The 24,333-nt window shown below is 71.9% G+C and carries 26 protein-coding genes; 5 read left to right on the plus strand and 21 right to left on the minus strand.

Features of this window, described 5'->3' with window-relative positions:
* Window positions 1-181 precede the first annotated feature (181 nt).
* The 4 genes from C1A33_RS03385 to C1A33_RS03400 all read right to left on the minus strand — a co-directional run bounded on the left by C1A33_RS03385 (window position 182) and on the right by C1A33_RS03400 (window position 4,026).
* Complete coding sequence (locus C1A33_RS03385) at window positions 182-880, minus strand: DUF5134 domain-containing protein (protein WP_243407129.1); 699 nt, start codon at window positions 878-880, stop codon at window positions 182-184.
* Window positions 881-961: 81 nt separating this feature from the next.
* Complete coding sequence (locus C1A33_RS03390; RefSeq protein WP_101830059.1) at window positions 962-1,198, minus strand: hypothetical protein; 237 nt, start codon at window positions 1,196-1,198, stop codon at window positions 962-964.
* A 96-nt stretch (window positions 1,199-1,294) separates the two neighbouring features.
* On the minus strand, window positions 1,295-3,058 hold the full coding sequence (pruA, locus tag C1A33_RS03395; protein WP_207770137.1) for an L-glutamate gamma-semialdehyde dehydrogenase: 1,764 nt from the start codon (window positions 3,056-3,058) through the stop codon (window positions 1,295-1,297).
* Entirely contained in the window at window positions 3,055-4,026 is a 972-nt protein-coding gene (locus C1A33_RS03400) for a proline dehydrogenase family protein (protein ID WP_101830060.1), read from the minus strand. The genes pruA and C1A33_RS03400 overlap by 4 nt, the downstream gene beginning before the upstream one ends.
* A 773-nt stretch (window positions 4,027-4,799) precedes the next feature.
* On the opposite strand from C1A33_RS03400, the gene C1A33_RS03405 reads away from it, so the two are divergent.
* From C1A33_RS03405 to C1A33_RS38290, 3 genes are all read left to right on the plus strand, one after another.
* Window positions 4,800-6,092 carry a bifunctional o-acetylhomoserine/o-acetylserine sulfhydrylase gene (locus C1A33_RS03405; protein ID WP_101830061.1) on the plus strand — a complete coding sequence of 431 codons (1,293 nt, stop codon included), beginning with the start codon at window positions 4,800-4,802 and terminating at the stop codon, window positions 6,090-6,092.
* A gap of 127 nt (window positions 6,093-6,219) precedes the next feature.
* Complete coding sequence (metX, locus tag C1A33_RS03410; protein ID WP_101830062.1) at window positions 6,220-7,314, plus strand: homoserine O-acetyltransferase MetX; 1,095 nt, start codon at window positions 6,220-6,222, stop codon at window positions 7,312-7,314.
* Between the two features lie 133 nt (window positions 7,315-7,447).
* A complete protein-coding gene (locus tag C1A33_RS38290) occupies window positions 7,448-8,359 on the plus strand; it encodes a GNAT family N-acetyltransferase (RefSeq protein ID WP_243407130.1) in 912 nt (303 codons plus the stop codon).
* A 110-nt stretch (window positions 8,360-8,469) separates the two neighbouring features.
* Here the strand turns inward: C1A33_RS38290 and C1A33_RS03420 are convergent, their stop codons facing one another.
* The 4 genes from C1A33_RS03420 to C1A33_RS03440 all read right to left on the minus strand — a co-directional run bounded on the left by C1A33_RS03420 (window position 8,470) and on the right by C1A33_RS03440 (window position 13,420).
* Window positions 8,470-9,807 (minus strand): ATP-dependent 6-phosphofructokinase, encoded by a 1,338-nt coding sequence (locus C1A33_RS03420; RefSeq protein ID WP_101830063.1) that lies wholly within the window; start codon window positions 9,805-9,807, stop codon window positions 8,470-8,472.
* Window positions 9,808-10,706: 899 nt separating this feature from the next.
* Window positions 10,707-11,825, minus strand: a complete 1,119-nt coding sequence (locus tag C1A33_RS03430; protein WP_243407131.1) for an enoyl-CoA hydratase/isomerase family protein — start codon at window positions 11,823-11,825, stop codon at window positions 10,707-10,709.
* A gap of 136 nt (window positions 11,826-11,961) precedes the next feature.
* Window positions 11,962-12,111, minus strand: coding sequence for a hypothetical protein (locus C1A33_RS36175; RefSeq protein ID WP_243407132.1), 150 nt, complete (start codon window positions 12,109-12,111; stop codon window positions 11,962-11,964).
* Window positions 12,112-12,184: 73 nt separating this feature from the next.
* Window positions 12,185-13,420 carry a hypothetical protein gene (locus C1A33_RS03440; protein WP_101830066.1) on the minus strand — a complete coding sequence of 412 codons (1,236 nt, stop codon included), beginning with the start codon at window positions 13,418-13,420 and terminating at the stop codon, window positions 12,185-12,187.
* Between the two features lie 340 nt (window positions 13,421-13,760).
* Between C1A33_RS03440 and C1A33_RS37315 the strand changes: the two genes are divergently transcribed.
* On the plus strand, window positions 13,761-14,066 hold the full coding sequence (locus tag C1A33_RS37315; RefSeq protein ID WP_279354586.1) for an ATP-dependent DNA ligase: 306 nt from the start codon (window positions 13,761-13,763) through the stop codon (window positions 14,064-14,066).
* Window positions 14,063-14,698, plus strand: a complete 636-nt coding sequence (locus C1A33_RS37320; RefSeq protein WP_279354587.1) for an ATP dependent DNA ligase — start codon at window positions 14,063-14,065, stop codon at window positions 14,696-14,698. The genes C1A33_RS37315 and C1A33_RS37320 overlap by 4 nt, the downstream gene beginning before the upstream one ends.
* Window positions 14,699-14,880: 182 nt before the next feature.
* Here C1A33_RS37320 and C1A33_RS03450 read toward each other — a convergent pair whose 3' ends face one another.
* From C1A33_RS03450 to C1A33_RS03510, 13 genes are all read right to left on the minus strand, one after another.
* Window positions 14,881-15,198, minus strand: coding sequence for an antibiotic biosynthesis monooxygenase family protein (locus tag C1A33_RS03450; RefSeq protein WP_243407133.1), 318 nt, complete (start codon window positions 15,196-15,198; stop codon window positions 14,881-14,883).
* Between the two features lie 29 nt (window positions 15,199-15,227).
* A complete protein-coding gene (locus C1A33_RS03455) occupies window positions 15,228-15,569 on the minus strand; it encodes an antibiotic biosynthesis monooxygenase family protein (protein WP_101830068.1) in 342 nt (113 codons plus the stop codon).
* Window positions 15,569-16,306, minus strand: a complete 738-nt coding sequence (locus C1A33_RS03460) for an SDR family NAD(P)-dependent oxidoreductase (protein WP_101830069.1) — start codon at window positions 16,304-16,306, stop codon at window positions 15,569-15,571. The genes C1A33_RS03455 and C1A33_RS03460 overlap by 1 nt, the downstream gene beginning before the upstream one ends.
* Before the next feature lie 60 nt (window positions 16,307-16,366).
* Window positions 16,367-17,638, minus strand: a complete 1,272-nt coding sequence (locus tag C1A33_RS03465) for a beta-ketoacyl synthase N-terminal-like domain-containing protein (RefSeq protein ID WP_165818212.1) — start codon at window positions 17,636-17,638, stop codon at window positions 16,367-16,369.
* Between the two features lie 29 nt (window positions 17,639-17,667).
* Complete coding sequence (locus tag C1A33_RS03470) at window positions 17,668-18,969, minus strand: beta-ketoacyl-[acyl-carrier-protein] synthase family protein (protein WP_101830070.1); 1,302 nt, start codon at window positions 18,967-18,969, stop codon at window positions 17,668-17,670.
* A complete protein-coding gene (locus tag C1A33_RS03475; protein ID WP_101830071.1) occupies window positions 18,966-19,454 on the minus strand; it encodes a cupin domain-containing protein in 489 nt (162 codons plus the stop codon). Before C1A33_RS03475 ends, C1A33_RS03470 begins: the two co-directional genes overlap by 4 nt.
* A 14-nt stretch (window positions 19,455-19,468) precedes the next feature.
* Window positions 19,469-19,975 (minus strand): SRPBCC family protein, encoded by a 507-nt coding sequence (locus tag C1A33_RS03480; protein WP_101830072.1) that lies wholly within the window; start codon window positions 19,973-19,975, stop codon window positions 19,469-19,471.
* 86 nt (window positions 19,976-20,061) lie between these two features.
* The gene (locus C1A33_RS03485) at window positions 20,062-20,319 is read right to left on the minus strand and encodes an acyl carrier protein (RefSeq protein WP_101830073.1); all 258 of its coding nucleotides are present in this window, start codon (window positions 20,317-20,319) and stop codon (window positions 20,062-20,064) included.
* Between the two features lie 216 nt (window positions 20,320-20,535).
* The gene (locus C1A33_RS03490; RefSeq protein WP_279354588.1) at window positions 20,536-20,907 is read right to left on the minus strand and encodes a TcmI family type II polyketide cyclase; all 372 of its coding nucleotides are present in this window, start codon (window positions 20,905-20,907) and stop codon (window positions 20,536-20,538) included.
* Window positions 20,908-21,651: 744 nt separating this feature from the next.
* Window positions 21,652-22,659, minus strand: coding sequence for a LuxR C-terminal-related transcriptional regulator (locus tag C1A33_RS03495; RefSeq protein WP_101830094.1), 1,008 nt, complete (start codon window positions 22,657-22,659; stop codon window positions 21,652-21,654).
* Between the two features lie 167 nt (window positions 22,660-22,826).
* Window positions 22,827-23,453, minus strand: coding sequence for a GTP-binding protein (locus C1A33_RS03500; RefSeq protein WP_101830074.1), 627 nt, complete (start codon window positions 23,451-23,453; stop codon window positions 22,827-22,829).
* Complete coding sequence (locus C1A33_RS03505) at window positions 23,434-23,805, minus strand: DUF742 domain-containing protein (RefSeq protein WP_101830075.1); 372 nt, start codon at window positions 23,803-23,805, stop codon at window positions 23,434-23,436. The genes C1A33_RS03500 and C1A33_RS03505 overlap by 20 nt, the downstream gene beginning before the upstream one ends.
* 108 nt (window positions 23,806-23,913) lie before the next feature.
* Window positions 23,914-24,333 (minus strand): roadblock/LC7 domain-containing protein, encoded by a 420-nt coding sequence (locus tag C1A33_RS03510; RefSeq protein WP_101830076.1) that lies wholly within the window; start codon window positions 24,331-24,333, stop codon window positions 23,914-23,916.

The raw sequence follows: 24,333 nt of genomic DNA on the forward strand, positions 1-24,333 counted from the left end.
AGCCCGCAGGCCGGGCACCGAGCGCCCACTCAGGCGTTCCCGCCGCCGCCCGCGGACCAATGGGGATATCCGGTGGTTGTCCTGCTCGCCCTGCTGGTCGCGGTCCCGGTGGCGCGGCTTGTGCCCAGCCGCCAGCACGGGCCGGCCGGACGGGACTGTCCGCGCTGCCGGGGCCGGGGCACTACAGCAGCATCAGCAGCATTCCGGTCGCCATCACCAGGCGGGAGGCGGCAGGCGTGAGCGGAGCCGGAGCACCGCCCCACGCGGACACCGACCTGCGCAGCAACGGACCGGCTACCGCCAGGACCGCGGAGGCGGCGAAGATGACGGCGAACCATCCGGCCAGATCCCCGAGGTCGCCCAGGTCGCCGACCGGCCAACGACCGGCGCGGGCCATGCAGGCCATCGCCAGTGACTCGACGACGAGCATCGAGCAGCACGACCATCGCGCCGGCTCGCAGCATGACGAGCTCGTGAGAATCAGAGTCAGGAAGATCCCGGCGAGCAGCAGATAGCCCACCGCGAAGCCGTCCGAGGTCGCCCAGCCAGCCGGCCCGGCGAACATGACCGCCATGCCCGCGGCGGTCAGCGCGTGCCCCGCCTCGACGGGGACGAACCTCGCACTCGGCGCGAACGCCGCCCTCGCGGGGAACATCGCCCTGCGCGGGAAGGTCGAGCCGCGATCACTCGCCCGCCGCGGCGAGGCCTCCGGCCGCCGCGCGCGCCGGACGCCGCCGCCGATCCGCACCAGGTGGAATGCCGCCACGAGAGCGGCGGCCATCGCGGCGGTGACCGTGACGGCGGCGGGCAGGTGCGTGGTCGGCGACGCGAGGTGGTCGTGCCTCACCGCCGCCCGCGCCGATGCCGGCGCCCTGCACACGTGGGGCCCTCCTCGAGGCGCGGCAGAACGCGTCGGCCCTCATGCCAGGCGCCCACACCCGGTCGCAGGCCATCGACCATCTCAGTGGGCGCCCATCGCGAGCTCCGCGTCGACGAGGTCGGTGATCCTGCCCGACCGGGCCTCCTCCACGATGACCTGCAGCTGTTCGACGCTCATCTGGACCCGCTGGCCGAAGTCGTCGGTCAGCACGATGCGGCGTTCGGCCGGCGCCTCGTGGTCGACGAAGAGCTCCGGGCATCCGCAGCTGCACTTGCCACAGAAGGTCAGGACGTGACGCGTACGCTCGGCTGCCGACATGGGGGACTCCTGGCTCTGGGAGGGCGCGACCACGTCATTTTATGACCCGTAGATCGCGTCGTCTCCTGGTTGCCGTCCTATCTGAACGCTGTTGACTTATTCACGCCGGTCGTCCCGCTGCGACGAGGACGCGGTACCCCCCCGCCCCGACCGGCGCCCGTCCGACGTGGAGGTCCCCGCGTCCGCGTCGCCCCGCGCGGGCCCGACGGGCGCGAAGCCGCCGTGCCCCATGTGCGGATGGTCGTGGGCGACAGGCGGCGCGAGATTCTCCTTGACGACCCTGGGACTGACCCACCGCATCAGGTGGTGCGCGGACCCGGCCTTGTCGTCGGTTCCCGACCTGCGGGCCCCGCCGAACGGCTGGCGCCCGACGACGGCACCTGTCGGCTTGTCGTTGATGTAGAAGTTGCCGGCGGCGTATCGGAGCTGCTGCTCGGCGCGGGTGATCGCGGCCCGATCCGTCGCGACGACCGCGCCCGTCAGCGCGTAGTCGCTGGTGCGGTCGACGAGGTGCAGGACGTCGTCCCAGGCCTGCGGGCTGCTGTCGTCGTAGACATGGACAGACAGGATCGGCCCGAACAGCTCACGGGTGAACCACTCCCGCCCCGGGTCCGTGCCGACCAGGATCGTCGGTCGCACGAACCAGCCCACGCTGTCATCGCACTGCGCACCCGCCAGCACCGTGACGGTGGAGTCGTTGGCCGCGCGGGTGCAGGCCGCCGCCAGCCTCGCGTAGGCGCGGTCGTCGATGACGGCGCCGGAGAAGTGGCCGAAGTCGTTGATGTCACCGATCGACAGCGCCTCGGTCGCCGCGGCGAGTTCGCCGTCCATCCGCCGCCACAGACTCGCCGGCAGGTAGGCACGCGAAGCCGCGGAGCACTTCTGCCCGCTGTACTCGAAGGCACCGCGCACCAGTGCCGTACGCAACACGTCGACGTCGGCCGACGGGTGCGCCACCACGAAGTCCTTGCCGCCGGTCTCCCCCACGATCCGCGGGTAGCCGCGGTAACCGTCGAGGTTGTCCGCGACCGCGCGCCACAGCCGCGCGAAGACCGCGGCGGACCCGGTGAAGTGGACACCGGCGAGATCCGGATCGGAGAACACGACATCGCTCACCGACTCCCCCGAACCGCCGACCAGGTTGATCACTCCCGGCGGCAGGCCGGCCGCCTCCAGCAGCCGCATGAGGAAGTGCGCGGCGAAGGCCTGGGCCGGCGCCGGCTTCCAGACGACGGTGTTCCCCATCAGAGCGGGCGCGGTCGGCAGGTTGCCGGCGATCGCCGTGAAGTTGAACGGCGTCACCGCGTAGACGAACCCTTCCAGCGGGCGCAGGTCGAGGCGATTCCACTCGCCCACTCCGCTGCGAGGCTGCATGCCGTGCAGCTCAGCCGCGAACATGACGTTGTAGCGCCAGTAGTCGATCAGTTCGCAGGCAGCGTCGATCTCCGCCTGCAGGCAGGTCTTCGACTGGCCGAGCATCGTCGCCGCGTTCAGAGTGTCCCGCCACGGACCGGCCAGCGCCTCGGCCGCGCGCAGGAACACCGCCGCACGCTCGACGAAGCCGCACTCACGCCATGGACCGGCGGCCTGCTTCGCCGCGGCGACGGCGGCGGCGGCGTCGGCATGCGTGCTCTCCCGCAGCGAGCCGAGCACCCTGCGGTGCGCGTGCGGCTGGACGACCTCCCGTACAGGACCACTTCCCGGCCGGCTGCGGCCGCCGATCGTGTTGGTCAGTTCGAGATGCTCGCCACCGAGCCGCAGCAGGGCCCGCCGCAGGCCCGCGCGTTCCGACGAGCCAGGCGCGTACGTCAGCGGAACCTCGTTGACGGCGTCCGGCACCGTGAACCCCGTCGCGGTCACGCCGACCACCGCATCGATCGTGCGGACCCCGTGGCGCCCGCGCGACGTTCGCCCATGGCGCGCGCGGCGAGGAGCAGATTGGCGGGACGTTCGACCAGCCGACGCGTCAGATACGGCAGGCTGTCGGGCCCGTAGGGCACGTACACCCGGACGGTCGCGCCCCGCGCGGCGAGCCGCCGCTGCTCGGCCTGGCGCACTCCGTGCAGCAGCTGGAACTCATAGCTGTCCGAGGCACGGCCCACCTGCTCGATCAGGCCGGAGGCCACCGAGATCAGCGCGGGATCGTGGGTGGCGATCATTGGATACCCGGGGCCGGCGACCAGAATCCCCAGGCAACGCGCGTAGGCGGCGGAGACGGCTCCGCGTCCCTGACAGACCACCGCGGCCGGCTCTCGGTAGGCCCCCTTGCACAGACGCACCCGGGAGCCCTCCCGGGCCAGGTCACGGCAGTCCGCCTCGGTGCGCCGCAGTTGCGCCTGCAGGACCGCACCGACGGAGGGAAAGTCGCGGCGGAGCTCGACCACCGTGTCCAGGGTCGCGTCGGTCGTGGTGTGATCCTCCATGTCCAGGGTGACCGTGGCGTTCACAGCCGCCGCCCCGGCAGCGATCTCCGCGGCGTTCTCGTAGGACAGCTTGCGACCGTCGTGGGGCACGGCCTGCCCGATGGCGGAGAGCTTGACCGACACGTCGAGCCCGCAGGCGCAGCCCGCCCGATCCGCCAGATCGAGCAGCCGACGGTAGGCCTCGACGGTGGCCACGGCGTCCTCGGAACGGGTCACCTGCTCGCCCAACAGGTCGACAGTCGCGCGAAGACCGAGATCCGCCAGCCCGGCCACGACCGTGACCGCGTCCGCGTCCGTCTGACCGGCCACGAACCGGTCCACGATGGCCGTGGCGAGGGGTCCGCGCGTGAGCGAGGCGCGCACCGGGGCGAGTCCGATCAACCGGGGTACGAGGCGTCTGATCACGCCGGCCCCCCCATCCATCACCTCTGGCAATGAGAGCGGCACGTCGAGTAGCGTCACGCAGTGGCGACGTCCTGTCCAGCCTGGCACGACGTCAACGGCTGCGGACTCACGGGAGCCAGTCGCGGCTGCGCCGGTCGTCCCCCGCGGCCGCACCCACGCCCAGACGGCCAGGTCATGATCGCACCGTAGGTCATTGATCCCCGACATGACTACCGATACGCGCCGAAAATATTACTCTCGGTGAAGGTTTTGCGTTCCGCCGCCATAGGCCGGCGGCGCCTCGGCCGTCGCGGGCCCACACACGGCGACCTCCAGGCGTCACCGGCACTAACAGAGGCGAACACCGACGCGGACGACAGCAGACAAGGCCCCGGACAGGCTGCTAGCGTCTGCGCCATGCGGCCACTCGCCGGGCATTCATCACCGTTGCTGGCCAGCGGTCGATGTCCGGTGGTACGTCCGCATACCGGCGCGTCGCCTACCCGGTAACACCTCGCCCGTCGCCGTTCAGCGCGGCTCCGCCGCTGACAGCGCGCGTCTCGCTCTACTTCTGGCCACTGGCGACGGCAGGCTTGAGCACCGATCCAGTCGATCGGGACACCGCTCGTCTTTCCGCGCACCCGCAAACGCGCGGACCCCCGGGGACCGGGCGTCGTGAGCACACGGCAGCCGCGGCACGAGTACGTCACGCCCCTGAGCAGGCAGCCGAGGCGGTCGCGTCGAACCGTCCTCCTACAGGTATCCGTACTCCGACACGGGGAGACTCAACCATCATGAGCGCCGACAGCTGGTCCTTCGAAACCCAACAGATTCACGCGGGGGCTCAGCCCGATCCCTCGACGGGCGCCCGAGCCGTCCCGATCTACCAGACGACGAGCTACGTCTTCCGCGACACGGACCACGCGGCCGCGCTGTTCGCGCTCGGCGAGCCGGGCAACATCTACACCCGGATCATGAACCCGACCCAGGAGGTCTTCGAGCAGCGCGTCGCGGCCCTCGAGGGCGGGGTCGGTGCCCTGGCCACGGCGTCCGGCCAGGCCGCGGAGACACTCGCGATCCTGAACCTCGCCGAGGCCGGCGACCATATCGTCTCGTCGGCGAGCCTCTACGGCGGAACCTACAACCTGTTCCACTACACGCTGCCCAAACTCGGCGTCGAGGTCACCTTCATCGCGGATCCCGACAGTCTGGAGGAGTGGCGCGACGCCGTGCGCCCGAACACCAAGGCGTTCTATGGCGAGACGATCGGCAATCCACGCGGCGACGTGCTGGACACCGTGGGCGTGTCCGAAGTCGCCCACGCCCATGGCATTCCGCTGATCGTCGACAACACGCTGGCGACGCCCTACCTGTATCGGCCGCTGGAACACGGTGCGGACATCGTCGTGCATTCCGCGACGAAGTTCATCGGCGGTCACGGGACGGCCATCGGAGGCGTGATCGTCGACGGAGGGCGGTTCGACTTCGGCGCGTCGGGTCGCTTCCCGAACTTCACGACCCCCGATCCGAGCTACCACGGCCTGATCTACTGGGAGGCGCTCGGGCACGGCTCCTACATCGCGAAGGCCAGGGTGCAGCTGCTGCGCGACATCGGTGCCGCGATCTCCCCCTTCAACGCCTTCCTGCTGTTGCAGGGCCTGGAGACGCTGTCACTGCGGATCGAGCGGCATTCCGCGAACGCCCAGCGGGTGGCCGAGTGGCTCGAAGCCCGCGACGAGGTCAGCTGGGTCGCCTATCCGGGACTGCCGTCCTCGCGCTGGTCCGAGCGCGCGCGGAAGGTTCTACCGAAGGGGGTGGGCGCGATCCTCTCCTTCGGCATCGCGGGAGGTGCCGACGCCGGCCGCCGCTTCGTGGACGGCGTCGAGCTGTTCAGCCATCTGGCGAACGTGGGCGACGTCCGCTCGCTGATCATCCATCCGGCGACCACCACGCACTCCCAGTTGACCGAGGCCGAGCAGGCGGCGACGGGGGTCACCCCCGACCTGATCCGCCTGTCGGTCGGCATCGAGGGAATCGACGACATCCTCGCCGACCTCGACGCCGGATTCCGTGCCGCCAAGGGCTGAGCCGGTCGGTGGAGGTCCGTACCCGCCGCGAGAGCCACCGCGGGCTCGCGCGGCCACACGGACCGGCGCGCCGTCTCGCCGGGGCGTCGTGGCGGACCCACCGGATGTCGCACCCGGGGGCGGGAGAGTGTCGGGTGCGTGGCGGCCTGGGATCGACCTCGCTGGTCAACGGCGTTTCGCCCGGCTGCCAGGGCCGCTGCGCCTGGAGCGCGGCGGCGCTCTGCCCGACGTGCAGGTCGCCTATGAGACCTGGGGACGACTCGACGCATCGGCCGGCAACGCGGTACTGGTCCTGCATGCCCTGACAGGCGACAGCCACGCGGCGGGGCCCGCCGGGCCCGGACATCCCAGCACCGGCTGGTGGGATGAGCTGGTCGGACCCGGCCGAGTGCTCGACACCGACCGGCTGTACGTCGTGGCGCCGAACGTCCTGGGCGGCTGCCAGGGCACGACCGGACCCTCCAGTCTCCGGGCGGACGGCATGCCCTGGGGTGGTCGCTGGCCGGACATCACCATCGGAGACCAGGTGGCCGCCGAGGCCGCGCTCGCCGACCTGCTGGGAATCCGCCGTTGGGCGGCCGTGGTCGGCGGGTCGATGGGCGGGATGCGCGCCCTCGAATGGGCCGTCGGCCATCCCGACCGGGTCGCGCGGGCGGTAGTGCTGGCCTGCGGCGCGGTCTCGACCGCGGAGCAGATCGGGTTGTGCGCGGTACAGATCCAGGCCATCACCGAGGATCCCGGCTGGCATCGCGGCGACTACCACGCGCGAGCGCCCGGGGCCGGCCCCGACCGCGGGATGGCGCTCGCCCGGCGGATCGCCCAGATCAGTTATCGCAGCGAGGAGGAGCTCCAGGAACGCTTCGGCGCCCGCACGCGAGCCGACGGCCAGTTCGAGGTGGCCTCATACCTTGACCATCACGCGGTCAAACTGGCCCGCCGCTTCGACGCCGGCTCCTATGTCAGCCTGACCCGGGCCATGATGACGCAGGACGTCGGCCGCGGGCGGGGCGGGTACGCGACGGCGCTGCGCGCCTGTCCGGTTCCCTTCACCCTCGCCGGCGTGGACTCCGACCGCCTCTACCCCATGCGGCTACAGGCGGACATCGCGTCGCTGACCGGCTCACCGCTGCGGCTGATCCACTCCCGGGCTGGTCATGACGGCTTTCTGATCGAGACCGATCAGATCGCCGATCTTCTCCGCGATGTGCTGGGGCCCAGCTGAGCGCTCGGCCCGCAGCGACGGAACCTCCCGCGCGGCGACGGGTCAGATCCGCCCGCCCGGCCTCAGCGGGGTCAACCGGGCGCGCGCCGAAAACAGGTGGTGCCCCTGCCGTGCACTCCACATCATGGACACCATGCCCGTCTCGCCCCCCACATGGGCCACGCCGATCCTGTCCGGACGTCTGACCAGGCTCGAACCCCTGCGCCCCGATCATGTCGACGGGCTGGTGCGCGCCGCCACCGAGGATCGCCGGTCGTACGAGTACACGGGTGTGCCGGCGACCAGGAAGGCGATGGCGGACTACGTCGAGACGGCACTCGCCGAACGTGATCATGGCCTTGTGGTGCCCTTCGTGCTCCATGATCTCCGGCCGGGCAGAGGCGGAATCGTCGGCTGCACCCGGTTTCTCGACCTCGACTTCTGGCGGCCGACCGGCGGCCAGGGCGAGCAGGGGCGAACCTTCCAACACGTGACGATCAGCCACAGTTGGACGGACGCCCACACCAGTCCAGCTGGCGACTCCTCCCTCGCCAGCACTGTGACGGTCCGCACCGTCACAGGTTCCACGACGATCGCCAGCCGCGGGGACACCGAGGACTCGGCGTCGTCCCGGGAGGCGGCCGAGGAACACACCCGCCCATGCCGGACGACTGACGGCGATCCGGCGTGCAGCGCCACGCCCGCAGCGTCACCGTCCAGTTCCGCGTCCGGCGACCTGTCCACGCCACCGTCGGTCGTCGAGGTCGGTGCCACCTGGCTGGCAGCGTCCGCGCAACGCACGGGGATCAACGTGGAAGCAAAGCTGCTGTTGCTCGGCCACGCCTTCGATACCTGGAATGCGCTGCGCGTCTGTCTGAAGACCGATGTCCGCAACCACCGATCCCGGATGGCCATCGAGCGTCTCGGCGGCCGCTTCGAGGGCATCCGGCGGGCACACATGCTCGCCATCGACGGCACCGCGCGTGACAGCGCCTACTACTCGATCCTGGGCGAGGAGTGGCCGCAGGTACGCACCAGCCTCCTCGCGCGACTCACCCGGAACTGATCACCGCCGTGGTCGCGGCGCCACACCGGTGCCTGTGGCGCACTCCGCCTGCGGACCATGCCCGCGCCCAGGTCTCGCGGGCAGCAGGGGCCGCGCGCCGCGGACGCCGCCTACTCGAAGCGGGGCGGCTGGCCGGTGGCCTCGAGGACGGACATCCAGAGGTCGCCGGCGGGATCGACCTGATTGCGCTCGCTGACGGCAAGCCCGATCGGAATGTGGATGAACCGGCGCCGCCAGCGGCCGACGACCATCTCCGTGCGCCCGGACATCGCCGCGTGCACCGCCGCGTGCGCGAGCCGGATGGTGTAGACGCTGTCGTACGGATTCGCCGGAACACTGCGGATGAGATAGCTCGGGTCGATGTACTTCAGGTTCATTTCGACGCCCTCCGCGTCGAAATGATCCTTGATACGCCGCGAGAGCTCCTGGCCTACATCGTGCAGCCGGCGGTTGCCGGAGGCGTCGGCACCCTCCGGCTGATCGGTGATGAGCTCCTGGCCGGCGCCCTCCGCCACGACGACGACCGCGTGGCCTCCTTCGACGATCCGCCGCCGCAGGTAGGCGAGCAGTCCGCCCTCGCCCTCCAGCTTGAACGGAAGCTCCGGTATGAGGACCACATCCGCGTTGCTCTTCGCGAGCGTCGCGTAGCAGGCGATGAATCCCGAGTGCCGCCCCATCAGCCGCACGACACCCAGACCGCCCGGAGCGGACGTCGCCTCCGCGTGGGCGACACGAATCGACTCCGCGGCCTTGCCGAAGGCCGTCTGGAAGCCGAAGCTCTGGTCGATGTAGGGAATATCGTTGTCGATGGTCTTCGGGATCCCGACGACGGCGATCTTCTCGCCTCGCTCGGTCGCGACCCGGGATATCTCCCGCGCGCCGCGCAGCGTGCCATCCCCACCGATGACGAACAGGATGTTGATGTTCATCCGGGACAGGCAGTCGACGATCTCGCCGGGGTCCTGCTGGCCTCGCGAGCTACCCAGGATCGTGCCGCCATCGTCGTCGATGTTCGCGACGCTGTCAGGTGTCAGGTCGATGACGTCATGCCCGTAGCGGGCGATGAAGCCCTGGTAGCCGTTCCGGAAGCCGAAGATCCGCCGGACCCGGTAGTGCGAGGTGAGCTCGAGCACGAGCCCGCGGATCACGTTGTTCAGGCCGGGGCACAGCCCGCCGCAGGTCACGATGCCGACGCGCGTCTTGGACGGATCAAAGTAGATCTTCCTGCGCGGACCGGCCGGCTCGAAGCCCGGCAGCTCGGACAGCTCGACGCGCCGCTCCAGGATCATCGACGCGGTGTCGTCGTAGAGCACCTTGTCGGACTCGTCGATGTAGTGCTGCGTGGTCGGCCGTTCACCCAACAGGGGCAGAAGGGGAGAATCTATCCGGCAAGGACCCAACGTCTTCACCGTCAGATCGGCATTATCCACCAGCAGTGGCGCACCCACCGTTGCCCGGCCCTCACGTCTCAATCGGCGCTTCGTCTCTTCGGCGACCCACTCCATACATACCCCGGGCGAGCCGGCCACGGACACGGCCGATCAACCCAGTTCCGCCAGACTGAGACTACCGGCCCAAACCGGCCCCACGGGGGCATGGCAGCGTCAACCCGGTCACCTGCCCGTGGAAACAATCGCTTCATCACGCGGCAAACCGGCGTAACCGGCCCGCCCGTACGGCGCAACTTGTCCCCGCCGGACACCTCGGTGCCCACCGCCCGAGAACGGTGCCCGGCGGCCGGACTCGCGCCCCACCGCGGCACGATCGCCGCCCAGCCATGTCCGCGCTGGTCAGCAACTGCCGGGCCTGTTTGGCGACCATGCCCCCGGGGGGCTCCACCCGTTCGTTGCATCCGGTTCTCGACGACGGGGGGGCCGCGCCGTGCCCTCGTTCGGGTGCCCGCTTCCTGGCACCTTCCCGTCACGGGGACATGTCGGTGAGATTGCGGTCGCACGCCGCCCGCGTCCCGACACCGCCGTGGCCGTCCGCACGACCCGGAACGGCCTCCTGGCATGGCGCGCCGCTGCACGCGGCCGGGACCACCGCGCACGGCTCCCGGACCGTCTCCGGCTCCGAGGGCCACAGGCCGGTGGACCCGGCTTGCGGGGACGTCCGGACCACGGCGACCACGGCCCTTCGCCGCTCGACGTTGATCCGATCGCCTCTGCCGCGGCGCGCCGCGATCCGGGAGGCTCACGTCCAACGGCCGCGCGGTCGACGAGATCGCGCAGCCGGCTACGACCCGCGGAGGGATCGGGTCGCAGCCAGCCTGGCACGGCACGGCGGCCACCGTCGCGATGGCGAGCGCGACGGCGGACTCAACCCCGTGCCGTGCCAGGTCGCGCCGTCAGGCGGCGGCGGGCGGCCAGGCGCGGCGCGGCTCGATCACGTCGACGAGACCCCAGGCCAGGGCCTGCGCGGCGTCGATGGCCTGGCCGCTGAGTATCAGGTAGGCAGCCCGCTCGGGCCCGGTCCGCCGCGGGATGCTCGCCGTGCCGCCGGCGCCCGGCACCAGTCCCATCGTGATCTCCGGGAGCCGGAAGGTGGCGTCCTCGGCCGCGACCACCCGCCGGCAGAACGCCGGCAGCTCGGCGCCGGCGCCGATACAGAGCCCGTGCACGTAGGCCGTCGCCGGCAGGCCGCTGGCCAGCAGGGTGAGCGGGATGCTCCGGCTGGTCCGGACCGCATGCGCGTCCACCGGGTCGACCAGGGTGCCGAACTCCGTGAGATCACCGCCGCTGGAGAAGGACGGGCCGGCACCGACCAGGGTGATCGCGGTCAGCTCGGGGTCGGCCGCGGCGAACCGGAACGCGCTCACCAGTCCGTCACGCAGGTCGATGTTCACCGCGTTGTGCACCCGGGGTCGGTTGAGGGTCACCGTGAGCACACCCGCGTCCCGGCGCACCAGGACCGCGGGTTCGTCGGCGGCCCGCGATGCGACGGCGGGGGTCGTGGCGAGCCCGGCGGCCCGATCCGGTGCCGCGCGCCGCGCCTCGCGTGCGCTCCTGCGGCGTCGATGCCGGTCCAGCCACCCGGCGAACTCCGGGCCCGCCTGTAGCGCCGAGTAGGCGAACGACTCGGCCACCACCGCGTCCCGGACATCAATGCCCGTGCTGATCCGAAGCAGCTGCACAAGCGCGACGACGGAGAACGGATTCGCCGCGGCCACCGCGGCGAGGACGTCGACCCCCGCGGCGAGTCCGCCCGGTGGGCTGGCCCAGGGCCGGGGCGCGTCGCGCTCGTCGGTGAGCAGGATGTCGAACCCGGCCGTGGCGACCTCGGCGGGTACCCAGCGCAGATCCTCGGCCACGGCGACACAGACACAGGGCAGGCGGCGGGCAACGCGCGCCACCTCCACCGCGGCCGGGGACGCGGCGTCGATGACCAGCAGCGGACTGCCTCCTCGCGGGCTGAAGACCTCCGGATCGGTACTCAGGTCGGCGAGGGCTGACTCGGCGTCGCGCACGCGCCGGTGATCGTGCCCGGCCATGCCCTCCCGGCGGGCATCGTGCGGTGGCTGGCCGCCGGGCCGACCGGTGCCGGTCGAGGTCCAAGACGCGGTCGGGAACGGTCCGGGCACGGATGAGGTCACGGACAGGACGCTAGTGGGCGGACGGCGTCGGGCGCCGGCCCGCCGGGGCGAGGGCCGGGGGTGCCGGGTGCCGGTCCCCGTCGGGCGCGACCGTGGTGACAATCGCCATCGGGTAGGTGACGGCGCTGACCGCTTCATGGAACGTCGTGGGCTCGCTCATCGCGTTCGACGCTCCTCCGTTCGCGCCGCGCGGTCAACGAGACCGAACAGTACGGCGGCGCGTCAGGGGCGCGTCAGCTCACGGTCGCCGACCTGGGCTTCGGCCCGGAGGAACGCATGTTGACCAGCCGGCCGAGCAGCTCGAACCAGAACGGCGCACCCGCGGTGAGGGCGAAGCAGGCGATGGCGAGACCGAGCACCTTCAGAAGCCATCCGGCGACCGAGCTCGGCGCCTCGCGGGGGTCGTCCCGCTGATCGTCCGCGGCGACCCATCCGATCGGCAGGGCGAGGCCGGAGGCGTCCCGCACGGCGCGGATCGCGGCCTCCGTGGTGTCCCCCGGGTCACCGCCAGACGCGTCGGCGTCATCCGCCGGCGTGCTCGCGGGTTCGGACCGTCCCAGCTCTGTGCCGCTGGCGGAGACCGCGGCCGCCCGGACGGTGCCGTCCTGCCACAACGCCCGGGAGATGCCGATCGCGTCGAGGTTGAAGGCGGCGGACAGGACGACGGCATAGCAGAGGAGGAAGATGGCGACACGCCGCTTGTACCATCCGGACAGGCGGTCCATGGCCTGGTCGTACCACTGCGCCAGCTCCGCGACGATCTTCTCCCGGTCGCCGCCGGTGCGGACCACCGCGGCGGTCAGCGCGGACTTCGCGGGCGAGGGCGGCAGCCCGGCCAGGCCCTGTTCGAGGGTGTCAACCGCGCCGGCGCCGACCGCGGACACGAGCGCCGCGGCGATCACCCGGCCGGCGGCGTGTTCCGCGGGCATCGCCGCGTGCAGGGCCCTGGCCGTCGTCTCGTCCAGGGCGCGGGTCGCCGCCTCGTATGCCGCCTGGTAGGTGGCCCGGGCCTCGTCGGACACCTGTGCGGGCAGCCCGTCCGGACGGAGCTGCGAGAGCATGGCTCGTGCCGGCGGATCCACCCGGTCGACCAGTGCCTGGGCGAACGCGGTGGACGGGACGTAGGACGGCAGGCTGAGTCGACGGGCACGTCGCACCGCGGCCCATCCGCCCCGCACCGGCGGATGGTCGGCCATGGCGGCCGACGACCGGCCCTCGCCCGCGGCGCGCATCACCCGCAGGGGTCCGTCGAACAGCTCCGACGTGACGTCGTCGGGACGCTCACCGTCCTGGCCACCGGCGCCGGCGTTCGGCCCGCCGAGCAGGCGGCGCAGTTCGGACTCCAGGCGGCGCCCGCGGTAGTGCAGAAGTCCGAGTACCGCCTCGTTGATCCGGGACACCGCGAGGCTGAACGCCGCGAACAGCAGCGCGAGACCGATCAGGACGTCCAGAGCGGACGAGTCAGGCATCCGGGTCCCCCGATCGGCGACGTACCGCGAAACAGATGCGGGAGACCCCCGAGCGCTTCGGGCGTGTCCGGCACGGACCGCGCATTTCTACACCTTGGCGCCGCGGGGCCACGCAGCGGCGTCCCGCCGTGTCCGCATCCGGCGGGAAGGGCCACGCACGCGGACCTCGGGTACACCACCCGAGGACAGCGGCCGCGGCGCGCGGCGGGAGGGGACGGGCGCGGCCGCGAGTGACATGGACGAACGCGGGTGGGTGTCGTGGATCGGACCGGGAGGGCGCGACGCGTGGAGCCGCGGGACCATTGCGCTCCCGAGCCGATGCCGACGTCGATGGGCACCCATGCTCGCGATGCCGGCCGCCCGGGCGCCGAGCGGCTCCGCCTGGGCCTACGAGGTGAAGTGGGACGGGATGCGGCTCGTGGCGTTCATCGAGAACGGTCGGGCGAGGCTGCGCAGCCGCACGGGCCGGGACGTGACGGATGTCTTCCCCGAACTGGCGGCCCTCGGCCCGGCGTCGGGCTCGACGCGAGTGATCCTCGACGGTGAGGTCGTCGCCTTCGGCCCGTCGGGCGGTCCCGACTTCGAGCTGCTCAGCCACCGCGCGCACACGCGGCTCCCGTCCTCGCCCGCCGCGCGGCCTCGGTGATTCCCGTCCGCTTCCTGGTGTTCGACCTGCTCTTCCTCGACGGGCACTCCACCCTCGCGCTGCCGTATGACGAGCGGCGGGCGCTGCTCGCCGGCCTCGCCGACCGTGCGCGGCTGCGCGTCTCGGAGGAGCTGGCCGGCACCGGGCGGCAGGTCATGGCAGCGACGGCCCGCGCCGGGCCGGAGGGGATCGTGGCGAAGCGGCGCACGTCCGCCTACCAGCCAGGACGTCGGTCGTCGAACTGGGTCAAGGTGCGGCACGTCCGCCGGGCGAGCGTGCTCATCGGCGGCTGGGAACCCGGAGCCGGCCGGCGGGCGAACCGGATCGGCTCACTGCTCGTCGGGACCGCCGCCCCGACCGGCCCGGTCTACGCGGGTCAGATCGGCACGGGGTTCTCGGAGGCCGCCCTCGACCGCCTCGCCCTCCTGCTCGCCCCGCCGCGTCGCGGCAGCGCCCCGTTCCGTAGCGTGCCCGCCGAGGTCGACCGGGCGGCGATCTGGGTGGAGCCGGAGATGATCGCGGACGTCGAGTTCGGGTCGTGGACGGCGGAGGGCAGGCTGCGCCACCCGACCTTCAGGGGACTGCGTGACGACCTCACCCCGAACGACACGACGCGCGACGACGCCCCCTGAGGCGTGAGCAGGACGTGCTGCTGGCCTGTGCTGGCCGATCTGCCCCGGATCGGCCAGCACAGGCCCGCTGTGGACCGGCCGGGCACGGGAGCGCACCTTCCTCCTGGTGGCCACCGTGCCCGGCCGGGCATACCTCGTCCCGTCAGTCCCGTCAGTCCCGTCAGTCCCGCCGGTCCCGCCGGTCAGAGGTCGGGCTGGTCACCGAACGGGCCGTCGGGACCGTACGCGGCGACCTCCGTGTGGATCACCGGTCTGCGGTCGGGATCCTGCAGCGGCCGCAGCGGCGACGTCGTTCCGCGGTGGTTCGCGCCCCGCTCCCACGCGCTGAACGCGGTCATGTCGGACCAGACGCTGACGACGGCGTAGCGGGACGGGTCCGCCACCGATCGCTGCAGGGTGTTGCCCAGCAACCCGGGCGTGCCGACCAGCTTGGAGCTGATCTCGTGGTAGGCACGCTCGACCGCGCCGGGGTCGTCCGACGGGTCGACCGCCCAGAGCATCACCCGGACCCTGGCCTCGGCCGCCATGGTCAGCCCGCCGCCGGCACCGGCTGGGCGGCCGCGCCGGTCAGGTGGACCAGGACACTGCCGGTCACCATGGAGCCGCTGGCCCGCAGGGGGTGCAGGGCCTGGCGGTGCTCCAGGTGCCGCTCGCTGCGCTCGAACTCGCGGAACCGCGGCTCGTCCACCCAGTCGCTGACGATGTAGTAGGTGCTCTGCTCCTCCTCCGAGCGGATGAGCCACTGGCCGAGGTTGGCCGGGTGCGAGGTGACCACGTCACCGATGCGCAGCCAGGTCCGCTCGAACTCGGCCTCGCGACCCGGGTGGATCCGCATGGTGAGCATGATCCGGAAAGGTGGGGTCGATGCCATCAGATGCCTCCGTCGACCGTGAAGGTGGCGCCGTTGACGTAGGACGACACGTCGCTGGCCAGGAACAGGACGACCGCGGCGACCTCCTCGGCCTCGCCGAGCCGACCCAGCGGGATGCGGTTGGTGTAGGCCGCGCGGGCGGCCTCGGGCATCCCCGCGGCCTGGTCGGTCTCGATGACGCCCGGGGAGACGAGGTTGACCCGGATGCCCTTGGCGCCGAGCTCCTTGGACAGCGAGCGGGTCAGTCCGATGAGGCCGGTCTTCGCGGCGGTGTAGTGGGCACGCAGGGGAACCCCGACCACGCCGGCGCCGGAGCCGATGTTGACCACCGAGCCGGAGTCGCCCAGCAGCGGCAGCGCGCCCTGGGTGACGAGGTGGGTGGCGGTGAGGTTGGTCGCCAGCACCTGGGTCCACGCCTCGAGGGGCAGCTGCGCGTAGGGCACGTGGCTGATGGTGCCGACGCTGTTGACCACGATGTCGAGGCCGCCCAGGTGCGTGCCGGTGGCCTCGACGAGCTCACCGATCTGGGCGGGTTCCGCGACGTCCGCCTGGACGAGCAGGTGGTCACCGCCGGTGTCCTTCAGCTCGCGACGCAGGCTCTCGGCTTCCTCGGTCTGGCGCTGGTGGCCGACGACCACCGTCGCGCCGGCCCGGGCGAGGCCGAGCACCACCGCTCGGCCGATTCCGCGGGTGCCACCGGTGACCAGGGCTCGGCGTCCGGCCAGGTCTGGGAACATCGCTGACTCTTCTCCTCGGTCGCTCATGAGGCGGGTGGGTGTGGGGATGACCGGCGCGGGTCAGCGCGGGTCGACCGCGCGCACGACCAGGCTGCTGTTGAAGCCGCCATAGCCGCGTGCGTTGACCAGGGCGACCCGCACCGTGGCCGGTCGTGGTTGCCGGACGAGGTGCAGGTCGTGGTCGGGGTGGGGGGTGTCGAGGTTGCCCACCGCGGGCAGGACGCCGTCGCGGATCGACAGCAGCGCGGAGGCGACCGCCAGCGCAGACCCGCCGGCGCACAACCGGCCGACGAGCCCCTGCGGCGCGGTGACGGGCACCGGCCGTCCCGCGAACACCGCGCGGATCGCGGCGGCCTCCTGCGCGTCGAGGTCCACCGATCCGGCGCCGTCGGCGAAGACGACGTCGATGTCGTCCGGGGTGAGCCCGGCGTCGGCGATCGCCCGGCGCATGGCGGTGGCCAGCCAGCGGGCGTCCGGTGCGGGCCGGCAGGGGTGCGCCGCGTCGTGCGTGGCGGCGTACCCGGCGATCTCGCCGTAGACCCGCGCGCCCCGGGCGGCGGCGGCGGCGGGATCCTCGACGATCAGGGTCGCGCCGCCCTCGCCGGGCACGTAGCCGTTGGCCCGGGCGTCGAACGGCTTGTAGCCGTCAGCGGCCACCGCCGCGGTGCTGACCCGGCCACTGGACAGGTGACAGGTCAGCGCGTACGGCGTCAGGCCCGACTCGGCCCCGCCCGCGAGGACCGTCGCGGTACCGCGCCGGATGACCCGTCTGGCCTGGGCGATGCTGTCCAGGCCACCCGCACCGTCGCTGACGACCACGCCGGACGGGCCCTTCAGGCCGTGCCGGATCGACGTCTGACCGGTGGTCGCCGCGTAGAACCAGGCGATCGACTGGTAGACGCTCACCGCGGTGCGCCCGCGGGTCCACAGCCTGGACAGCTCCCGCTGGCCGAAGCCGTTGCCGCCGGAGCCGCTGCCGAACACCACGGCGGTCGCGTAGGGCTCGTGCGCGGCCGGGTCGTAGGCGGCGTCGGCGAGGGCGAGACGGGAGGCGGCCATGCCGATCCAGGTCCACCGGTCGGTCTGGACGAGGTACCGCTTGTCGACCTGCTCCTCCGGGTCGAAGCCGAGGATCTCGCCGGCGAGCGTGGCGTCGTACCGGGACGGATCGAACCGGGTGATCGGCGCGACCCGCAGGTCGCCGCGAAGGGTGGACGACCAGTGCTCCTCGACCCCGATGCCGCTGGGCGCGACCACGCCGAGTCCCGTGACCACCGGCCGCACCGACGTGAGCGACGGCGCGAGAGCCTGGTCCTGTCGCGCCGCGGCCAGGGCGGCGGCGGAGTTCTCCACGGTGACGCTCACCGGTTCGGCGCGGTCAGGACGATCGCGGACTGGAAACCGCCGAACCCGCTGCCGACCGACAGCGCCACGTCGACGGTGTGGTCCCGTGCGATGTTCGGCACGTAGTCCAGGTCGCAGTCGGGGTCGCGGGTGCTCCAGTTGGCGGTGGGCGGCACGACGTGGTTCTCGATGGCCAGGGCGCAGGCGGCGATCTCCAGCGAGCCGATCGCCCCGAGCGAGTGGCCGATCATCGACTTGATCGAGCTGACCGGGACGTCGTACGCCCGGGCGCCCAGTGAGCGCTTGAAGGCGGCCGTCTCGTGCCGGTCGTTCTGCTTGGTGCCCGACCCGTGCGCGTTGATGTAGTCGATGTCCTGCGCGCCGACCCGGGCGGCGTCCATGGCGACCCGGATCGCCTCGGCCATCTCGACGCCGTCGGGACGCAGCCCGGTCATGTGGAAGGCGTTGGAGCGCGACGCGTAGCCGGCCACCTCGCAGTAGATGCGCGCCCCGCGGGCACGGGCGGCGGCGGCGTCCTCGAGGACGAACACGGCCGACCCCTCCCCCATCACGAACCCGTCGCGGCTGGCATCGAACGGGCGGGAGGCGTGCTCCGGATCATCGTTGCGGGCCGTGGTCGCCCGGATGGCGTCGAAGCAGGCCATCGAGATCGGCGAGATCGGCGCGTCCGACGCGCCGGCGATCACGATGTCGGCCTCGCCGTCGGCGATCAGTTGCGCGCCGTAGCCGACGGCGTCGATGCCGGACGTGCAGCCGGTGGAGACCACCGACGCGGGGCCGTGCGCGCCGAAGCGGCAGGCGAGCTCGGTGGCCAGGCAGCTCGGAACCAGCGCGTGGTACAGGAAGGCGCTCGCGTAGTGCGGGTCGACCTCCCAGTGTCGGCCGGAGTCCGACACGACGACGTACTCGTTCTCCAGCCGTGTCGTCGCGCCGACCGCGCTGCCCATGCTGACGCCGACGACCGGGCCGTCCGCGCCGTCACCCGCGTCCGTCAGTCCACTACTACCCGTCGGGCGCAGGTCCAGGCCGCTGTCCTCGACCGCCTCCAGCGCCGCGGCGAGCGCGAACTGTACGAACCTGTCGTTGCGCGCGATCTCGCGGGCACCGAGTCCGGCGGCCGCCGCGTCGAAGTCGCACTCCGCGGCGACCTGCGACCGGAACTGCGCCGGGTCGAAGAACGACAGCCGACGCGTCGCCGTGCGGCCGTCCGTCAGCAGTGTCCAGAACTCCTTGCGGTTGGACCCGCCCGGGGCGACCACCCCGATGCCGGTGACCGCGACCCCCCGATGACCGGTCACCGACCGGACCCTGCCGAGAGGGCGTCGGCGGCGTGGGGGCCCGACCGGATGATGGGCGCGTGCGGGGCCTGCGGGTCGAGCACGGCCTCGGTGTCCACGTGGCCGAGGTCGGGGCGGGGGGCCAGCGGGCTGAGATGGAACACGAGGAACGCCGTCTCGTCACCGGTGTTCTCGATGCGGTGGCGCATCCCGATCGGGATGCACAGGCCGTGCTCGGCCGGCAGGGCCTGGTGCTGCCCGTCCAGGCGGGCGGTGACCGCACCGCGCACGCAGTAGAGGAACTCCTCCGAGTAGGGGTGCCAGTGCTCGGTCACGAACTCCCCCGGCTCGAGGGTGAGCGTGCCGAGGAAGCCGGACGTCGACCCGACCGTCGCCGGCGAGAGCAGGGTGCGGATGTCGCCGCCGCGGCGTCGGTTGGGCGCGACGTCGTGGATGCAGAGGACCTTCGGGGAGGCCGTCGGGCGCGCAGTCACGGGGGCAGTCATCGGCGTGGTCCTCCTCAGACCTGTTCCGGCACGCCGGCGACCGGCGCGTCGACGATCAGGACGGTCGACCCGACGGCGGCGGCACGCTCCACCTTGTCCCGGATCACCGCCATCTCCCGGGCGGTGTTGGTGTTGATCCGCGCGGTCATCCCCGCGTCGTCGAGCGGCGCCGCGGGACGCATGTGGAAGTCCTGGACCCACCGCATCCGGGTGCCGGTGGCCTCCGCGGCGTAGGTCCAGTGGATGTGCATGTACTCGAAGGGCCCGGTCTCGATGCGGTAGGCCCGCACCTCGTGGGCCACCGGGTCGAGAGTGCGTTCCGACACCCAGCTCCAGGCGGTGCCGTTCTCGTCCGGACGCATCGTCAGGCGGAACTTGAAGGTGTTGCCGGTCGCCTCGAGGATCTCCACCGACGCGTACTCGGTGAACAGGTCCGGCCACGAGGGCAGGTCGTTGGTGATGGACCAGACGGTGTCGATGTCGGCGTCGATGAAGATCGAGTTGTCGGTGTGCCCACTCACGGCTGCTCCGGGTGTTCGACGGTCGCGCAACGGAGGACTCTCGGATGCGTCCGCACGGCCGGTGTGCCGACGGACGGTCGGGTCGGTCAGACCGGCTCGCGCTGGCCGGCGGTGGCGTTGACCGTGTCGAGGATCTCGGCCAGGGTGTAGCCCTCCGGCATCTCCGCCGGGAGATCGACTCCGAAGGTTCCGGCGACCTCGGCGGACAGCTGCAGGTAGGCCAACGAGTCGAGACCGATGTCGACGAACGTCACCCCGAGATCACTCGGCCGGTCCGCCGGCGGCAGCCCGGCCGCCTCGACGAGGAAGTCGAGCAGGGCCTCGGCCGTCCACAACTGGGGCATCGCAGTGCGCTCCTAGGTTCGTGTGCTGATGCGGATGTCGGAAACACAGAACGGGTCCGGTGCGGTACCGGCGTGGGCGGCTGACCAGGCGCGACCCATGGACGGGTACCCACCCGCCTGGCGCGGTCCGCGGGCGACGGATCCTGTGGATCATCGTCGGCGACCGTGCGGGTGGGGATCATCCACGTGGCGTGACGCCCCTGGGACGCGGCGAGCTCAGCCGGCCGTCCAGCGGTAGAAGCTGCGGGCCATCGCGTCGCGCGGGCCACGCCAGGTGGCGGGGTCGTAGGCCCCGATGAACTTCTCCAGCTTCCGGTTCACGTCGACGAACAACGGGTGCTCGCGCACGTTCGCGACCGCCGGCGCGATGTCGGCGGGCGCGTCGACGAGGTGGAAGTACAGGCCGTGGAACGCGAACAGTTCCCGCCGGGTGACACCCACGATGCCGGGAAGCTCGCCCGCGTCGGACTCGGCGAAGGTCTCGGCGACGGCGTCGGCGTCGGCCGGATCCATCCTCGCCACGATCAGGGTGCGATGGGTGGGCTGGCTCGGTGCGGCGGCGGGATGTGGTCCGTCGGCTGGGGGCACGGGCAGGCTCCTCGGGCGGCTCTGACAGAATGGTCCGCATGCCCACTGCGAGCGACGACGACGGCGCGCGTCGCGGCTGCTCGGACGGGGGCACCGCTCGAACGGGAACGTCGCTCCAGCGGGGACGGGTCGTGGGCAGGGGCAGGTCGGCTGACTCGGCGGATACGGCTGGTCGGGCCACCACGTGCCCACCGGTCCACGGCGGATAAGCGGGCACGGCGCAGCGAGGCACAGGACGATCACACGGCCCGGCCAGGCCGGCGCCGCCGTGGGGTGGCATCGACCCGATCCGGTTCGCGGTTGTGGCGCCTGCTTCGCTGCAGGCAGTGATGGGTGAAGCGGCTCGCCGTCGGCCGTTCGCGGCCGACGAGGCGTGTCCGCGACGGTGGACCCGGGCGGGTGTGGAGCGGCGCGCGACCGCCGGCTCCTGCCCGCCGACCCTCCGGCGTGGCTGGTTTTCGGTTCATCGAGAGCATGCGGCCACGCGTGGTCCGTGTCCTGCGATTCGCCTGACACGAAGCTGCCCTGGCAACCATGTGCCAACCGGGTCGCACGTGACACACAACACGCCTACAACCGGACAGATACCGCCCGCGCGACCTGCGCAAACATTGCGATCCCCGACAGGGACCAACAACACGTGCGGACAACATCCGGACAGGCTCTGGATGTTGTCCGCACGAGTGCTGACGGCTGATCGGTGACGGGAGAAGGTACCGGGCCTACCGGACCGGGCCTCTCAGGTCAGATCCAGCCGCGCCGGGTGGCGAGGGTGCCGGCCTGGAAGCGGCTGCGGGCGTCGAGCCGGGCCATCAGGTCGGCGATCATGCGGCGTACCGTCCGGACCGAGACTCCCAGGTGACGGGCGGCGGCCTCGTCCTTGACGCCGAGGCTGAGCAGGCGCAGCAGCAGTCGTTCGGTGTCCGACGGCATGTTGGCCTCGGCGCCCTCGGCGGGTCCGAGCTGGTCGCCGGCCAGCGGCTCGGCGATCTCCCACACCTGCTCGAACAGGGTGAGCAGGACGGCGGTGAGCTCGGGGGCCCGCACGAGCAGTGCCTGGCCGGTGCCGACCGCGGCGCCGGGGCGTCCGGGGCCGACGAGCGCGACGCGGCCGTCGACCGTGGTGGCGTCCAGCCGCGGGTCATCGTGAATCCTGGCGTCCAGGCCGTGCGCGGACACGGTGCGCACATAGCCGGCACCTCGCTCGTCGAGGCGCAGCGTGCGCGGCAACACGGCGCGCATCACGACGCCGCGGCGCAGCGCGCGCAGCTCGGCCGGCAGGACGTCGCTGGACAGCGCCGCCGACCAGCCCTGCCTGGTGTGCAGGGTGAGCACCTCGCGCTCGGCCCGCCCGACGAGGGCGAGCAGCTCCGCGCGGGCCTGGTCGACACTGTCGATGCGCTGGACCTCCACGCCGTCCGACTCGGGCCGGCTGTCCAGGTAGTCCGAGACGAAGGTGCTGATCTGCGCACGGGCACGCACGAGGCGCTCGTGGCGGCGGATGAGCTGTTCGTGCTGGGCCTGCAGCAGATGGTCGAAACCCGCCTCGGGATGCACGGCGACGAAGTGACCTGGACGCTCGCGGGAGGCCAGCACCAGACCGTGTTCGAGCAGACGGTCGCGCACCTGTCCCATGTCCCGCACCGGCTCTCCCAGCAGGCCGGCCACGTCCGCCACGGTCAGCGACTCGTGGCGCAGCCAGAGCCGGTAGGCGGACAGCGCGACGTCGTCGAGTCCGATGAGTTCGAGCACTGCACCCTCCCCCGCACCTGGATCATGGCCGTCTCCGACGGACGGTTCGCGGCTCGTTCCCGCGGCGGGTCCACGCGCCGCGCGGCGGGCGCGCGGCGCGGCGATCGTCCGGGCCGCGGCCGCCGTGATCGTTCCCGCCGTCCGGGCCGCGCGGTCGTCCGCCGCGCTCACCCGGACCGCTGCGGCAGCACCGGCCGCCCCGCCTGCTCGGCGGAGACGACGTCGAGCGCATGGCGGACCAGGGACACCAACGCCTGCCGAACGGACTCGCGCTGGCGGGCGTCGCAGAACACCATCGGCCGCCGCGGATCAAGGTCCAGCGCCGCGCGGACGTCCTCGACCCGGTACTCGCGCGCGCCGTCGAACCGGTTCAGCGCGACGAGGAACGGGATGTCCCGTTCCTCGAAGTAGTCGATGGCGGGAAAGGAGTCGGCCAGCCGGCGGGTGTCGACCAGGACCACCGCGCCGATCGCGCCGAGCACCAGTTCGTCCCACATGAACCAGAACCGGTCCTGGCCGGGCGTGCCGAACAGGTAGAGGATGACGCTGTCGACCAGGGTGATCCGGCCGAAGTCCATCGCGACAGTGGTCGTGGTCTTGGAGGTGACCGAGCTGGTGTCGTCGATGCCGATGCTGGCGGCCGTCATCGCGGCCTCAGTGGTCAACGGCGGGATCTCGCTGACCGCCCCGACGAAGGTCGTCTTTCCGACGCCGAATCCACCGGCGATGATGATTTTGACCGGGTGCAGTGCCGTCGTCTCCGGCGACCGCGTTCTAGAGGGCCTGTAGTCCATCGAGCACCTTTTCGATGAGGGCTGCGGAAGGGCGGTCCGAGGAACGGGCCGGTCGGGTCACGTTGACCAGACCGGCGTCGAGCAGGTCGCCGACGAGAACACGCACCACACCGACGGGTAGATCCAGCCGGGCGGAGATCTCGACGATCGACTGCACCCGGTGACACAGCAGGGCGATCGCGCGCTGCTCGGCCTCGAGCGTCGCGGACATCAGTCGCCCGTTGGGCGTGGTGGTCACGAGAGCGACCAGTTCCAGCGCGCGATTGGTCGGCCGGGTCCGTCCCCCGGTGACGGCGTAGGGGCGGACGACCGGACCCGCCTCCTCGTCGAACCATTCCTCGTCGTGCGACATGCCGGTCCTCCTGCCTCGAGAGTTCCTAGCGGCCCGGTCCGTGCGGGCAGGGGGCGACCGGGAGACCAGGTTCACGGCCGCGCCCCCCGGCGGCCGCCGATGCCTCGGCTACAGCGGGAGCGCCGACTGCATCTGCGCGCGCAGTTCCGGTGTGAGGAACTCCCCGACCCTGGTCACCAGCAAGGCCATCTCGTAGGCGATGAGGCCGATGTCCGCCCCCGGGCTGGACAGGATCGCGAGGCAGGAGCCGTCACCGACCGCGGTGACGAACAGGAAGCCCTGATCCATCTCGACGATGGTCTGCCGCACGTTTCCGCCGCCGAAGAACCGGCCCGCACCGCGGGCCAGGCTGTTGAAACCGGAGGCGACCGCCGCGAGCTGGTCGGCGGTCGCCCGGTCCATCCCGTAGGACGTGGCGAGAAGCAGGCCGTCCGAGGACAGAGCAATCACGTAGGTGACTTCCGGCACCTTCTTGACGAGATTGTTGAGCAGCCAGCTCATGTTCTCCGACGGTCCCAGCGGACGCAT

The sequence above is a fragment of the Frankia canadensis genome (assembly GCF_900197875.1).
Taxonomy (GTDB): domain Bacteria; phylum Actinomycetota; class Actinomycetes; order Frankiales; family Frankiaceae; genus Frankia; species Frankia canadensis.